14 protein-coding genes and 1 other RNA gene are annotated in these 14,652 nt (G+C 58.9%); 9 read left to right on the plus strand and 6 right to left on the minus strand.

Annotation, left to right across the window (positions count from 1 at the left end):
* Positions 1-20: 20 nt before the first annotated feature.
* The 6 genes from EIO64_RS16980 to EIO64_RS17005 all read left to right on the plus strand — a co-directional run bounded on the left by EIO64_RS16980 (position 21) and on the right by EIO64_RS17005 (position 6,065).
* Positions 21-1,052, plus strand: a complete 1,032-nt coding sequence (locus EIO64_RS16980) for a hypothetical protein (protein ID WP_119310843.1) — start codon at positions 21-23, stop codon at positions 1,050-1,052.
* 99 nt (positions 1,053-1,151) lie between these two features.
* On the plus strand, positions 1,152-2,315 hold the full coding sequence (locus tag EIO64_RS16985; protein ID WP_119310844.1) for an ABC transporter substrate-binding protein: 1,164 nt from the start codon (positions 1,152-1,154) through the stop codon (positions 2,313-2,315).
* Positions 2,316-2,458: 143 nt separating this feature from the next.
* The gene (locus tag EIO64_RS16990; protein WP_418440893.1) at positions 2,459-3,340 is read left to right on the plus strand and encodes a branched-chain amino acid ABC transporter permease; all 882 of its coding nucleotides are present in this window, start codon (positions 2,459-2,461) and stop codon (positions 3,338-3,340) included.
* 13 nt (positions 3,341-3,353) lie between these two features.
* Entirely contained in the window at positions 3,354-4,523 is a 1,170-nt protein-coding gene (locus tag EIO64_RS16995) for a branched-chain amino acid ABC transporter permease (protein ID WP_119311652.1), read from the plus strand.
* Entirely contained in the window at positions 4,520-5,362 is an 843-nt protein-coding gene (locus EIO64_RS17000; RefSeq protein WP_119310847.1) for an ABC transporter ATP-binding protein, read from the plus strand. The genes EIO64_RS16995 and EIO64_RS17000 overlap by 4 nt, the downstream gene beginning before the upstream one ends.
* On the plus strand, positions 5,355-6,065 hold the full coding sequence (locus tag EIO64_RS17005; RefSeq protein ID WP_021750258.1) for an ABC transporter ATP-binding protein: 711 nt from the start codon (positions 5,355-5,357) through the stop codon (positions 6,063-6,065). The genes EIO64_RS17000 and EIO64_RS17005 overlap by 8 nt, the downstream gene beginning before the upstream one ends.
* Positions 6,066-6,808: 743 nt before the next feature.
* Here the strand turns inward: EIO64_RS17005 and EIO64_RS17010 are convergent.
* Complete coding sequence (locus tag EIO64_RS17010; protein WP_025544613.1) at positions 6,809-7,603, minus strand: 4Fe-4S dicluster domain-containing protein; 795 nt, start codon at positions 7,601-7,603, stop codon at positions 6,809-6,811.
* A gap of 395 nt (positions 7,604-7,998) precedes the next feature.
* On the opposite strand from EIO64_RS17010, the gene EIO64_RS17015 reads away from it, so the two are divergent.
* Both EIO64_RS17015 and EIO64_RS17020 read left to right on the plus strand, forming a co-directional pair.
* Positions 7,999-8,277: a sigma factor-like helix-turn-helix DNA-binding protein gene (locus EIO64_RS17015; RefSeq protein ID WP_249390724.1), complete on the plus strand. Its 279-nt coding sequence runs from the start codon at positions 7,999-8,001 to the stop codon at positions 8,275-8,277.
* A 3-nt stretch (positions 8,278-8,280) separates the two neighbouring features.
* On the plus strand, positions 8,281-9,327 hold the full coding sequence (locus EIO64_RS17020) for a DUF4179 domain-containing protein (RefSeq protein WP_119310849.1): 1,047 nt from the start codon (positions 8,281-8,283) through the stop codon (positions 9,325-9,327).
* A gap of 54 nt (positions 9,328-9,381) precedes the next feature.
* Here the strand turns inward: EIO64_RS17020 and EIO64_RS17025 are convergent, their stop codons facing one another.
* On the minus strand, positions 9,382-10,764 hold the full coding sequence (locus EIO64_RS17025; RefSeq protein WP_119310850.1) for an MATE family efflux transporter: 1,383 nt from the start codon (positions 10,762-10,764) through the stop codon (positions 9,382-9,384).
* Between the two features lie 293 nt (positions 10,765-11,057).
* Between EIO64_RS17025 and EIO64_RS17030 the strand changes: the two genes are divergently transcribed.
* Positions 11,058-11,375, plus strand: a complete 318-nt coding sequence (locus tag EIO64_RS17030) for a hypothetical protein (RefSeq protein ID WP_119311893.1) — start codon at positions 11,058-11,060, stop codon at positions 11,373-11,375.
* A 99-nt stretch (positions 11,376-11,474) separates the two neighbouring features.
* On the opposite strand, the gene EIO64_RS17035 is transcribed toward EIO64_RS17030, so the two are convergent.
* The 4 genes from EIO64_RS17035 to EIO64_RS17050 all read right to left on the minus strand — a co-directional run bounded on the left by EIO64_RS17035 (position 11,475) and on the right by EIO64_RS17050 (position 14,583).
* A complete protein-coding gene (locus tag EIO64_RS17035; RefSeq protein WP_346730051.1) occupies positions 11,475-12,155 on the minus strand; it encodes a tRNA threonylcarbamoyladenosine dehydratase in 681 nt (226 codons plus the stop codon).
* An 82-nt stretch (positions 12,156-12,237) separates the two neighbouring features.
* Positions 12,238-13,815: a peptidylprolyl isomerase gene (locus EIO64_RS17040; RefSeq protein WP_119310852.1), complete on the minus strand. Its 1,578-nt coding sequence runs from the start codon at positions 13,813-13,815 to the stop codon at positions 12,238-12,240.
* Between the two features lie 205 nt (positions 13,816-14,020).
* Positions 14,021-14,219: non-coding RNA, 6S RNA (ssrS, locus tag EIO64_RS17045), on the minus strand.
* A gap of 76 nt (positions 14,220-14,295) precedes the next feature.
* Positions 14,296-14,583, minus strand: a complete 288-nt coding sequence (locus tag EIO64_RS17050) for a DUF1292 domain-containing protein (RefSeq protein WP_025544603.1) — start codon at positions 14,581-14,583, stop codon at positions 14,296-14,298.
* Between the last annotated feature and the right edge of the window lie 69 nt (positions 14,584-14,652).

Here is a 14,652-nt window from a genome sequence, read left to right on the forward strand (position 1 = left end):
AAAGAGTGGGGGAAACAGCTATGAAAGAAATTCGCATACTCATTGGCGGAATGGGAAATGCTGCCAGGCCGATGGTCGATCTTCTGACTAGCGAACGGGAGAGGATGGAGAATGTATACGGGCTCCATTTTCGAATTGTTGGCGCAGTGGACAGTAGAGGTGGAGTGATTGCACCGAATGGAATTTCCAGTGTGACGTTATCGGAAGCCAAAAACAGGGGAACTTTGGCAGATATCCCCGGCTTGGGTATTCAGGGCCTTACGGCATTGGAGATGATCGAGCAGTGCAGCGCGGATGTCTATTTAGATGGATTGCCGCCATATCTGCCCACTGGGGAGCCGGGGACTTCTAACATCCGAAGGGCTTTGGAACGGGGAATGCATGTGGTGACCGCAAATAAAGCGCCGCTTGCCCTTCATTGGAAAGAACTGTTTTCCTTGGCGGCACAACAGGGGCTCCAAATTCGCTATGGAACAGCGGCCAGCGCAGGACTGCCTACTCTGGAGATGGGTAAACTGTTGGGACGTTGTGGAGAGCTGCTGGAGTTCGGCGGGATTTTCAACGCGTCTTGTATGTACGTTTTTGATGCGATGGGGCAGGGACAGTCCTTTGATATGGCTGTGCAGGGGGCGAAGGCAGGCGGATTTTTGGAGCCAGATCCCTCCATGGATCTCGATGGATGGGATACGGCCATGAAAACAGTTATCCAGGCCAATACCTATTGGGACCAGGCATATACGCTTGCGGATGTGGCGATCCAAGGTATCTGCGGCCTGACACAGGCAGATATGATAGACGCGAAGTCCAGGGGCGAGGTTTGGTGCATGGTTGGCCGGGCTGTCCAGAATCCGGATGGCAGCCTGAAACTGACTGCCGGACCGGAACGGCTTCCGGCAGATCATCCGCTGGCCAGGGCACACTGGAGCGATAAGGTGCTTTGGATGCAGACCAGAACGCAGGGAGGGCAGGTGCACCACTGCATCGGTGCGTCGGCTTCCAGCACACCCGGAAATATGTATTTAGACTTGGTGACTATTGCCAGGGAACTTTAATGAATACCTTTTCAGAAATGCAGAAATAGGTGGGGGGGCTTTGTTCCTGTTTAGAATCGGCGCTGCCGTTCTTGAATTTTTTTGGGGAGGAAAAGAAGTATGAAGAGAGTCTTTGCGCTGGTCCTGACATTGGCTACAGCTTTAGGGTTGGCCGCCTGCAACAGTGGAGGAGGTGAATCCGGGGAAAATGTGGTGAGGATTGGAATTTTTGAGCCGGCCACTGGCGACAATGGCGCCGGCGGCAAGCAGGAGATGCTGGGCATGCAGTATGCCAATAAGGAGACCCCCACTGTGGATATCGGCGGCACCACCTATACCGTGGAGCTGGTTTATGCGGACAACGGCTCCGACCCCGCCAAGGCGCCCACTGCCGCTGCGGAGTTGGTGAGCAAGGATGTATCTGTGGTATTGGGTTCCTACGGCTCCACCGTGTCTCTGGCTGGCGGCCCCGTCTTTGGCGAGGCGGGTGTCCCCGCCATTGGCGTCGGATGCACCAATCCCCAGATTACGGCAGGGAACGGGTATTACTTCCGGATCTGCTTCCTGGATCCGTTCCAGGGAACGGTGTTGGCAAATTTCGCACAGGAGAAATTCTCTGCGAAAAAAGCTTACTGCCTGGGTGAGCTGGGCAACGAGTACGACCAGGGCCTGATTAATTATTTTGAGCAGGCATTTGACGGCACCGTGGAAAAGGATTCCTTCCCGACCAATACATCCGACTTCACCACATATCTTAATAAGGCCGTAAATGAGGACGCAGATGTGATTTTCTGCCCGGTTTCCATTACATATTCTACTCAGATCGTGAAGTTGGCTGCTTCTCTGGGAATTGAAATCCCCATCCTCGGTGGCGATACCCTGGACAGCAATATGGTGCTGGAAGCGGCCGCAGGCAGCGACGTGCAGCTGTACGTGTCCACCTTCTACCAGGAGGGTGGCTCTCCAGAGTTTGACGAGGGCTTTAAGGCCTGGCTGAGCGAGGATTCCACCGCCATGACCAACAACGGCGGCAACGATACCATCGCCGCTGTCACTGCCATGGGCTATGACGCCTACTATGTGGCGCTGGAGGCCCTGAAGGCCGCCGGCTCTACCGACAAGGCCGCCGTGAAGGCCGCGCTGCCTGACGTGACCTACACCGGCGTGTCCGGCTCCATCGCCTTTGACGAGCAGGGCGACGCCATCCGGGACACCGCCTATATCAAGACCGCAGACACCGCCAACAACGCCTGGACGCTGGAGACGGTCCAGACTGTGGAATAAGCCTGCCATCCGGCCAGCCTGGCGGGGTATCCCCCGCCAGGCGGCTTGTTCTTGCGCGAGATGGGACCGCCTCGAAAGGGGCCGCAGCCCGGCCCTTTTGGAGACGGTCCTTCCCGCTCGCCAACTCTGAAAGAAAAGGGGGTATCCCTGTGCAATACGGAATTTCCATCCTGCTCTCCGGCATCTCGCTGGGCGGGCAGTACGCCCTGATCGCCATCGGATACACCATGGTTTACGGCATCCTGCGCCTGATCAACTTCGCCCACGGCGACGTGTTCATGGCGGCGGGATTGATCATGGTCTATCTCAGCGCAAGCCTGCCCATCGGCGTGGCGCTGCCGCTGATGATCCTGCTGACGGTGCTGCTGGGCTATGTCATCGAACGGGCAGCCTACAAGCCGCTGCGCAGCGCGCCCCGGATGAGCGTCATGATCTCCGCCATCGGCGTCAGCTATCTGCTGCAGAATCTGGCCACCTATATCACCGGCGGACTGCCGCAGATGTACCCCAGCCTGCCCGGCCTGTCCAGTCAGATCACCATTGCCGGCACCTCCACCAAAATGGTGACGGTGATTACGCCATTCCTGGTGGTGGCGCTGGTAGTGGTGCTGACCCAGCTCATCAACCACACCAAGATCGGCATGGCCATGCGGGCCGCCTCCCGGGATTTTGAGACCGCGCAGCTGATGGGCATCAAGATCAACAACATCATCAGCTTCACCTTTGTCATCGGTTCCTTCCTGGCGGCGGTGGGGTCTGCGCTGTACTTCACCAACTATCCCTCCATCGTGCCGCTGTCCGGCTCCCTGCCGGGCCTGCGGGCCTTCGTGGCGGCAGTGTTCGGCGGCATCGGCTCCATTCCCGGGGCCGTGGTGGGGGCATTCCTCATCGGTCTCAGCGAGACGGTGATCAAGAGCTCCAACTGGAGTGTGTTTTCCGACGCGTTCACCTTCGCGCTGCTCATCATCATCCTGGTGGTGAAGCCCACCGGCCTGTTCGGTGAGAAGTCCACCGACAAAGTGTAAAGGGGGCGTCACGATGCTGCAAGAAAAAAAGAGCAAACGGGGCGCGTGGATCGCCCTGGGCTGCGTGGCGGCCCTGCTGGTCCTGGTGATTGTGCTGGAGAACACCATGCAGCCCACCAGTATGCTGTTCACCGTGCTGAAGAAGGGAGCTGTGTACGCGCTGGTGGCGGCCTCCCTGAACCTGCTGAACGGCTTTACGGGCCTGTTCTCCCTGGGGCAGGCGGGCTTCATGCTGCTGGGCGCCTACACCTACGCCATTCTGACCATTCCCTCTGCCGACCGGGAGAGCGTCTACTACCTCTACGGCGGCTCGGCAGTGAATTTCTCCCTGCCGGAGCTGTTCGGCGGCGGCGCCCTGGGTCTGATCCTGGGTGTGCTGGCGGCGCTGATCCTGGCGGGCTGTGTGGCGGCGGTGATCGCCTGGCTTATCGGCCTGCCGGTGCTGCGGCTGAAGAGCGACTACCTGGCCATCGCCACCCTGGGCTTTGCGGAGATCATCCGGGCCATCTTCCAGTGGGACCGGCTGGGCCCTGTCACCAACGGCGCCAACGCGCTGAAGAGCTTTCCCACCTTCTCCAGCTTCAACATCGAGAACGCCAATGGGGAGGTGGTGCTGCGCCTTTCCACCTTTGTGCCCTTCCTGCTGGTGGCAGTGTGCATCGGGATCATGGTGTTGTTGATCAACTCCACCTATGGCCGGGCCTTCAAGGCCATCCGGGAGGATGAGGTGGCCGCCGAGGCCATGGGCATCAACCTGGCCAAGCACAAGCGGATGGCCTTCTGCATCAGCTCCTTCTTCGCCGGCGTGGGCGGCGGCCTGTTCGCCATGTTCGCCAACCAGGCCCAAGCCAAGACCTTCACCACCTCCATGACCTACGAGATCCTGCTGATCGTGGTGATCGGCGGCATCGGGTCCATCTCCGGCAGCTGCATCGCCTCGTTCCTGTACGTGGCGGCCAGCGAGTGGTGGCTGCGATTCCTGGACACAGAGACGTATATCGGCGCCTTCAAGGTGCCCTTCCTGCGGACCGGCTTCCGGATGGTGGTGTTCTCCATCATCATCATGATCGTGGTGCTGTTCTTCCGCCGTGGCCTCATGGGGGACCGGGAGCTCTCTGATGTGGCCCGGAGCCTGCGGGCCCGCCTCTCCGGAAAATCGAAAAAGAAGGAGGCGGCGAAATGAGTGAGAAGATCCTTCGTTTGGAGAATATCACCATGCAGTTCGGCGGCGTCATCGCCGTGAACAACATGAATCTGGAGGTAGGCGAGGGGGAGATCGTCTCCCTGATCGGCCCCAACGGCGCGGGCAAGACTACGGCCTTCAACGTCATCACCGGCGTGTACCAGCCCACCAACGGCGCGGTGTGGTACCGGGGGGAGAAGATCGTGGAAAACTACCCCCAGGGCAAGATGCGCAAGCTCTACAAGGGCGAGCACGCCGGGGAGTACACCCACGCCCTGGCCCCCACCCCGGACAAGATCACCCGGATGGGCATGGCCCGGACCTTCCAGAATATCCGTCTTTGGAAGGACCAGACGGTGTTCGACAACGTGCTGACGGCCATGCACTGCCGTGCGACGTGCAACCTCCTCACTGCGACCTTCCATCTGAACCGGCAGGAGGAGGCGCGGCAGCGCCAGCGGGTGGAAGAGCTGCTGGCGGAGGTGAACCTCAGCGACGTTTCCGGGGAGAAGGCGAACTCCCTGCCCTACGGCAAGCAGCGGCGGCTGGAGATCGCCCGGGCCCTGGCCACGGATCCGCAGCTGCTGCTGCTGGACGAACCGGCTGCGGGCATGAACCCCCAGGAGACCGACGAGCTGACGGCCTTCATCGGGGAGATCCGCACGAAGTTCGGCCTGACGGTGTTTCTGATCGAGCACCACATGGACCTGGTCATGGACATCTCCGACCGGATCTATGTGCTGGACTTCGGCAAGCTGATTGCCGACGGCACACCGGCGGAGATCCAGAACAATCAGCGCGTCATCGACGCGTACCTGGGGGTGGCGGAAGATGCTTAAAATCCAACAGCTGCGGGTGTCCTACGGCGGCATCCAGGCTCTCCGGGGCATCGACCTGGAGGTGCCGGACGGCAAGATCGTCACCCTGATCGGCGCCAACGGCGCGGGCAAGTCCACCACCCTGCGGACCATCTCCGGCCTGGTGAAGGCGGAGTCCGGCTCCATCCAGTGGAACGGGGAGGAGCTGCTGGGCAAGCCCATCGACAAGATCATCTCCGCGGGCATCGCCATGAGCCCGGAGGGGCGGCGGGTGTTTGCGGACCTGACGGTGCTGGAGAACCTGAAGCTGGGAGCCTACCTCCGCAAGGACAAAGCGGAGATCGAAAAGGACCTGAAATGGGTCTATGAGCTGTTCCCCCGGCTGGAGGAACGGAACTGGCAGTCCGCCGGCACCCTCTCCGGCGGCGAACAGCAGATGCTGGCGGTGGGCCGGGCCCTGATGTCACGGCCGAAGCTGATGATGCTGGATGAGCCGTCCCTGGGCCTGGCGCCGCTGGTGGTGCAGGACATCTTCTCCATCATCCGGGAGATCAACCGCCAGGGCGTGACGGTACTGCTGATCGAGCAGAACGCCAACATGGCCTTGAAGATCGCGGACCTGGCCTATGTGCTGGAGACGGGGAACATCACCATGTCCGGCACCGGCGCGGAGCTGCTGGCCAATGAGAAGATCAAAGAGGCGTATCTCGGCAAGCACAGATAAGGGGATAGTTGTCAGATGGCAACGGGTGCTAGCGGATGTGATGTGTATGCAATTTTTCTGAATTGGACAAGTAAATCCGGACAGCAAAGAGCCGAGGCGGAGAGTTTTCTTCGCCTTGGCTCTTTACTGCAAGGTGTCATCAGTCCTGTGGCTATCTGTTAGTAAGACATACAAAAGGTTTTTGGGCTTGCAGGCTGCAAGCCCATCCGATTCAGGATGAGGGATTTGAAGCAGTGACGCTGCGAAAGATCGCCGACGTGACAGCATCCTTTTGTTTCCTATGTGGGTGGCCGTAAAGTATGGAGACTTACATTTCTATTTGATGTTACTAAGATTTAATTTAGAAATATAATTGCCGGGTAAAGCACGCCAGCCAGGCGTGCTTTATTCGTTTTCAGGCCTATGTTGAAGGTATCTCTGGATCTTCAAGAATTTAGATGATATCAGCAGCACCGACTTTGCTTGCATCGCATTGAAAGCCACTCTTCCCGGTCTGGTGCGCGCCTCTGTATTTGCACAAGAAAGACAGTAAGCGTCACAGCAATGAGAACCCAGGGGACCATTGGCATATAGAGGGAACCATGCTCTGCCTGTTTCGCATACTGACTAAATATTTATAGAGTCAATATCGCAGGTTCTGCATTTTTCACTTATTTCAGAAAGCAGAAGAATCTGTCCGATTGCGTGAGCTAGAAGCCCACCCAATGCAGGCCAATATTATAGAACCGGCAAGAGATATGGATTTACGCCTGCGTACCATCAATAGTATACACAACAGGATTCCTATCAGGCGCTTCACACCCAGCTGGGGGCCCGCTCTTTCTAATGAATACACCGAACCGCTCTCCGGTCTTGCCTTGCTCCCGATACAGCAGAAGCGCTCGTTCTATCATCTCAAAGACCTGCTCCTTGGTGTAGATTTCATCAATCACGGTACCAAGGCGCTGACGCTTACCCCAAATACCACCGACCATAATTTTATATCCTGCTTTTGCTTCTGTCACACAATCAAAATTACAGGCATCCACACACTTACCGCAGTTGTTGCAGGTATCCCAATCGATTTGCATGATGCCATCCTCGTCCAGATGGGCATTTTTCATGGGGCAGACCTCTACGACGGAGCACTTCTTGCAGCCATTGCAGTCATCGGGATTATAGGCAGGTACCCGCTGGCCCATAATGCCGAAATCATTCAAACCTGGCTTAATACAGTTGTTTGGGCAGCCGCCGATGCCGATTTTGAACTTGTGGGGAAGTTTGACATCATACCAGCCCTTGTAGAATGTTTCGTGCAGTTCACGCGCTAGTTCTTGAGTGTCGATCAGGCCATGGATACACACAGTGCCTTTGCAGGCCACGATGGGACGGACGCGGGAACCCGTGCCGCCAGTATAAAGACCGGCTTGGGCGATGAATGTATTGAATGGTTCGATGTTGTCGTAGGTCAGACCTTGAACTTCCAGAGTCAGACGAGTCGTGAGGGCAATTTTCCCATTACCGAATTTTTGAGCAGCTTCCTTTTTCCGGTAGAACACACCAACAGAAGCTTCTCAATGCCCAGGGAGCTGTTAATGGATCAAATGCGTACAGCGGGACTCGGGGAACGGCTTCGTCTTTTGAATAGAATCTTTGCAACCAAGGAATATGAGGCTTTTGCCGCTGTGGCAGAAGCAATGGGTTGCCCTAGCCATTCGCATGAAGCGGCTTCATCTGCTGGACAGAGATGACTTGAAGGACCCGTATGCGCTCGTTCGTATCGATTGTGATGAAGAATGAATATTTGAGCAAGGAGGATATTGGAAGATGCCGCGATACAATATCCGGGAGGATAATCCCGTCAAATACACTCAGGTAAAGGCGGAGCAGGAAAGACTTCGGGCAGGCGTTTCCCGATGATAACCAGCTGCGTCATTGGCTGGTACGGGTGACGGTGAATGCCTGCAAGGATGCCCTGCGGTCGCCCTGGAGACGGCGGATGGTGCCTCTGGACGACTGCCGGGAGCCGGTGTTCAATACGCCGGAGCACCAGAATCTCTATGCAGAGGTCATGGCCCTGCCGGCCAAGTACCGCTTGCCGCTGTATCTCTATTATTATGAAGGGTACACAGCGGCGGAGGTGGGGGAGCTGCTGGGCCTGGGGCCCTCCACCGTTCGGACCCGGCTTGCCCGGGCCAGAGAGAAACTGAAAGCACAGCTGAGGGAGGAGTGAGCCATGCAGAACATCTATCGGGAGACATTTGAGCAGATCCATGCCTCCGAGCAGCTGCGAAAGGAGGTAGCCAATGTGCCGAAACAGGAGAAGGCAGCGTTTAGACACCATATTTCCAAGGCAGGGCTGATTGCCGCAGCGTTGGCGCTGGCGCTGGCGGGCACGGTCCTGGCAGTGGCCAGTCCCACCCTCTGGTGGTGGTTTGAGCAGAAGTGGGAGGAGGAGACCGGCAGCTCGATGACGGAATCCCAATCCCTGGTGATCGACGGCCTGACCCGAAAAGTGGGGGAGAGCGTTACCAGCGGGGACGTGACCGTCACTGTGGACAGTATCACCGTGGGCAGCAGTCAGATCTGGGCATTGCTGGACGTGACGGGCTGGGACTTTGACCGAGATGCCCAGTATTCCTTTGACAGGATGCGTGCGGAGATCGTCCCTGACCCCAGTGGGGGCCAGCATGGTGGGGCTGGGTACGGCCTGGACAGTATCGGGATCACCCGGGAGGGCGCAGCCCGGATGCTGCTGGAGTTCTCCGCCACCATCTCCACTGGTAACCAGCTGAACAGAGGAGATTACGCGCTGGAGATCGATCTGAACGACCTGATCCGCCGCCGTACCGGCGGGGCAGAGGATGAGGCCTTGTGTGAAGGAGAGTGGTCTTTCTCGATTCCTTTGGCGGCAGAGAGCCTGTCTCCTACCATCACCATCGACAGAGTTCAAGTGCTGTCGAATCACATGGTCTGGGATCAGGCTACCGGCAAAGATGGCGGCGCCTTAGAGGGTACAGGGGGAAAATCTCACCCGGCTGTTGCAACGCTAACGAACCTCCAAATTACCGCAACAGGTGCCTCCTTCTACTGCGACGGACTGATGGACCGGCTCCACGCAACCGTGATCCTGGCCGACGGGACCGAAGTAGAGAACCGTGGCGGCGGTGGAAGCAGAATGGAGGACGGCGGATGGTATGTCAGCTTTGACTGGCCGGTGCCGCTGGATGTGACGGATATCGTTGCTATCCGCTTTGGCGATGCAGAAATTCCGTTGAATTAAGTGAGACTTGCAAAGAGCGCCCCGCCAAAAGCAGGCGGGGCGTTTTTGTCACTTTCACGTTTCTATCCAGTCCCTCTGCCGCCAGACGGCAAACTCCCGCCGGACCAGCAGCAAGCTCAGGAGGAAGGTCAGCATGTCGGAAATGGGGGCGGCCAGCAGGGCACCATCCAGGCCGAACCGGCCGGACAGCAGAATAGCCAGGGGAATCAGAAACACGCCCTGCCGGGCCAGGGGAATGGCAAGGGAGGGTACCGGCCGGCCGATCCCTTGAAAGAAAGAGGCGGTGGCCAGATGCAGGCCGTACAGGAAGAAGGCGGCCATATACAGCCGGAAGCAGTGCTGGGCACAGTCCAGGTAGAGGGGGCTGTCAGAGACGAACAGCATCCCGATCTGCCGGGGAAACAGCTGGAACACGAGGAACCACACCCCCGAAATTACCAGGGCGATGGCGGCGGCCGTGCGGAAGGTCTGCCGCACCCGAAGAAAATGCTTCGCCCCGAAGTTGTAACCGTTGATAGGCTGTACGGCGGAGGAGACGCCCACAAACATGGAGTGGGCAATCTGATAGACCTTCATCATCATTCCGTAGACAGAGAGAGCGATGTCGCTGCCGTACACGCTGGCCGCTCCGTGAACCCGCAGCAGGTTGTTCAGGGTGATCTGTACCAGGGCAGTGAGGATCTGGGTCAGCAGGCTGGGAACCCCCAGGGCCAGAATCCGCCCGGTGAGCCTAATGGTGGGGCGCAGCGCCTGGCGCCGGAGCCGGACTGTGTGCAGCCGGGGCAGGTAGGCCAGAAACAGCACCCCGGCCGCCACCTGGCCGATGACTGTGGCAATGCCGGCCCCCACCACGCCCATGCCCAGAGGGAAGATGAAGACGGGGTCTAGAATCAGGTTGAGGACGGCACCGGTAATCATGCAGCCCATGCTGTACCGGGGGTGGCCGTCCGCCCGAATGATGGCGGTGAAGGCCGGGCAGATCAGCTGGAAGGGCAGGCCCCAGGCAATGGTCCGGAGATAGGCTGCAGCCTCCGGCCAGGCAGTGTCCGTAGCGCCGAAGAGCCGGGCAATCTGGGGGGCGAAGCACCAGCTGACGATGGCCGCACAGAGACCGCTGGCGGCAATCAGGGTGGCGGCGTGACCGATGGTGTCATCCGCCTCTTGCTGCTGGCGGCGGCCGAGGCACAGGCTGATGTTGGCGGCGCTGCCGTCTCCCAGCAGCAGGGCCACGGCATTCACCAGAATGACCACCGGGAACGCCACGTTGATGGCCGCCATGGCGGTGATCCCCACGCCCTGGCCCACAAAGATCTGGTCCACGATGTTGTAGAGGCAGTTGACCATCAGCGTCAGGGCCGTGGGGATGGCGTAGCGGACGATCAGCTTTTGAACCGGCTCGGTTTCCAGCGGGCTGCGGGACTCCTGATCGGCCGTCATACGGATCCCTCCTCCGGCGGGCGCACCGCCCGCCGTGATAAAAAGTCCCAGCGGCAGAGCACCGCCCTGCCCACTGGGTAAGCATCAATTTTTTTCAGCATAACATGGGCGGCGGTAAAAGTCAACGCACTGGACAGCGGTCTGTTCACAGAATGTTTTCAAAGAAGCCGCCGGATGCCGGCAACCTTTTGGCGGCCGGACCTATCTATATGGATGTACAGGCGGTGCGGACAGGCGTGCCTGTCCGCAGTGGCTCCGCTGTACAAAATCACAAGGAAAAGGATGGAACATACATGAGAGGATTGCTCACAGGAATCCTGGCGGCGCTGATACTGCTGACGCTGGCGGCCTGCGGCTCTGAAAAGACGGACGCCGGCAACGACGGGAAGGAAGAGGACAGCGCAACGGTCAATGGTGTGGTGAACTGTATGGGGGATTTCCTGGTTCTGCTTACTGACGATGGGACTTATCAGGTTTTCGACTTTGGCGAGGATGTGGATCAGGGGCGTCTTGAAGAGGGGGACAGCGTCACAGTTACCTATACCGGAGAGCTTGGGAGCGAGGATCCGGTGCCTGTGGCGGTTTCTGTGGAGAAGACAGATGCGGTATAAGGAACGCTTTCCATAAAGCAGCGGCCCGCAAACTGCGGGCCGCTGCTTTTTATCAGGGCAGAGAGACCTGGGCAATCAGGTCCCGCACAACAGCACTGCCTAGCAGCAGACCGGCTGTGGCGGGAACCCAGGGATTGCTGGCGGGCACACTGCGGCGGCCGGGGGCGGCGCCTCCGGCTGGGCGGGAGAGACGGGCTTCTCCGGGCTGAACACCACCTTCAGATGGTGAATGCCTCTGGTCCGGAGTTCCTTGCGCATCACCCGGGCCAGGGGGCAGCCATAGGTCTTGGAGATGTCCGTTACCTGGAGGAGGGTGGGATCCAGCTTGTTGCCTGTGCCCAGGGCCGCGATCAGGGGGATGTTCAGCTTCAGGGCAGTCTCTGCCAGATCCAGCTTGCAGGACACCAGATCGATGGCGTCCACGATGTAATCGTACCGGCAGCCCTCCGGGAAGAAGCAGTCCCGATGAGCGGCGTCATAGAGACCGTGGACAGGATGGAGCTCTGCATCCGGATTGATGTCCCGCAGACGGGCGGCCACCGCCTCCGCCTTGGGCTGACCCAGGGTGGAGTGGAGGGCCTCCAGCTGGCGGTTCAGGTTGGTGAGGGCAATGGTGTCGCTGTCCACCAGGGTCAGCTCGCCGACTCCGGACCGGGCCAAGCATTCGGCGGCGTAGCTGCCCACGCCGCCCAGCCCCAGCAGCAGCACGTGGGCCCGAGCAAGCCGGGCCTGGGCCTCCGGGCCCCACAGCATCTCGTTGCGGAGAAAGGGATGTTCCATAACGGACCTCCTTGTTGCAAACAGGTGGAAAACGTCCGGCTTTGAAATTTCAAAGCCGGACGTCTTGTGTTGTGAATGGGAATCAACCCACAAAGCTCATGCCGAAGGAGGACTGCTCCGCAGTATAGCCCTCGGTCTTCTCCTCGTAGAACGTATCCACGGCGTCATTGACCAGATCTGCGGACACCTGGATCTCCCAGTAGGGCTGGTCATAGCCCACGAAGTACATGACGTGGTAGCCGGTGCTCTCGTTGTGAATGATGCCGGTGTCGCCGGTCTGGCGGGCGGGATCGAAGCACCAGTCGTTGAACTCCGTCACCATCTGGCCCTGATAGACCTGCTCATACAGGCCGCCGGTGGTGTTGGACCCGGGATCCTGGGAGTACTCATTGGCCAGCGCGGCAAAGGAGTCCTCGGTGGCGTCGCCGGCCTTCCACTCGTCCAGGATGTCCTGGGCCTTCTGCGCGGCCTCGGCGTCCTTGGCGGCCACATCGTCCTCATAGCCCTCGTCATCCTCGGAGAGCTCGGAGGCCTCCGGCTGGATCAGGATGTGGCGCACGTTCACCGTGTTGTATTCGTTGCGGGAGCGGCCGTTAAAGACCACCACATAGTAGTTGCTGCTGTCGCTGTCCTCCAGCACGGCGGAGTCGCCGGCCTGCCGGGCATCGTCATACAGCCATTCACCCAGAACAGAGGAGCTGTACGAGAAGCTGTCAGAAGAGGCATAGGTGGCGGTGGACTCATACTCTGCGGCTGCATCCTCCAGAGAGGTGCCCGCCTTGTAGGCGGCGTAGATGGCATCTGCGGTGGTCTTGGCAGCGGCCATGGCCTCCGCCTTCATCTCGTCGGTGACCTCGATGGAGTTGCCCTCTTCATCTGTATCAGCTGCGGCGCCGTTGACGCGGACATACGCACAGTCCACCAGATCGTAGGCGGTCCGGTCCTCCTGATAGGCGGCCTCCAGCTCGTCGGTGGAGTAGGTCAGACTGTCCTGATAGGACTGGAGATAGGCGGTGGCCAGCAGGCTGCGCCGGGTCTGCTCCTCATAGATGCTGCGGGTCATGGTGCTGCCGTAGATGAGACCCAGATACTGCTTTTCCGTATAGCCGTACGTGCTGGCAGCGGAGGCAAGGGACTCCATGGTGTCGTCCAGGTCGGCCTGCATCTCGTCGTTCCAGGTGAAGCCCTCGGCCTCTGCAGCGGCATTCATGGCCTGGACGCCGGCCAACTGCTCCAGGGCCTTGTCCGCGAAGTAGTCGTACCAAGTCTCGCCCTCGGTGGCGTCGGTGACGAACATGACGGCGCTGGAGGAGATGGTCTGGTCCTTCAAGGACGTGCCGGTGTCCAGCCCGATCATGCTCAGAATGCTGTAATTGCCGTTGACAAAGTTCTGATAGTAGTTCTCAAAATAGAAGTTGACCTCAGCGGCGGTGTACTTCTCACCGTTGACGGTGGCCGCCGTAGCCGTCTTGGGAATGATGTTGGACTTCCAGATGACGGCGGCAATGGCGATTACCAGGAATACCACTCCGATGGTGCCATACAGAAGGTTGGTGCTGTGCTCCTTCTGGCGTTGCTTGGCCTCCCGGGCGGTCTTGGGATCGTTCCAGCCGGAGCCGGACAGGTCCTGGCGGGTCTTTTTTTCTCTTGATGCGCTCATGTGTGTTTCAGTCCTCTCAAGTATTCAGGTGCAAGGTTTGCAAGAAACCGGAAATTACGCACTTTGATATTATACTGGATATGGCCGGATTCTGCAAGAGAAATTTGCGGAATCCCCGCCGCGATCCGGCAGGATCGGCAAAAACAGGGGATTTTTTGGCTGATCCGCAAAAAAAAGCGGAGCGGCCAGACCGCCCCTTCAGAAAACGTGCCCCGCGAGAGCCGTGTAGGCCCGTTATAACCTGCACCTTCACGGCCAGGTGGGTTGCCTCCAACGCGCTTTACCACTTCCAACTTCCAGCCGCAGACAGCAGCCGGGAGGCCTGCGAACCACGCGCTGATCCGGCATCCCGTATAACGAAATGTGGGTTAAAAAAAGACCTATCACAAACCCCGCAGGGCACATATTCACCGTATCACATCCCGGCCCGGGATGCAAGAGGAAACCAGCGGACCCGGAGAGAAATTTTTGTATGGAGTGTCAGGACTCTCCGTCCTCGTCGAACAGGGACTCCATGAACAGGTCATAGACCGCGTCCAGTTCCTCGTCGGAATCCAGCGTGGACAGCAGATCCTCCCCGTCCTCGTGGAGGACCTTCAGGATCACCAGTCCATTGTCCGGATCCTCATCCTCTCCCTCTGTCTCCGCAGGGAAGAAAGCCTGGTACTGCTGGCCGTTGTATTCCAGCGCGTCCACAAACTCCAGCACGATCTCGCGGCCGTCCTCGTCTGTGACTGTGATGAAAGTGGGGCCGTACTCATCCGCCATGGGGCGTCCTCCTTCTGTCTGTATTCTAGGGGTATTGTAACTGACTTTCCAGAAGATTGCAAGGGGGTG

This window comes from Dysosmobacter welbionis (assembly GCF_005121165.3).
Classification (GTDB): domain Bacteria; phylum Bacillota; class Clostridia; order Oscillospirales; family Oscillospiraceae; genus Oscillibacter; species Oscillibacter welbionis.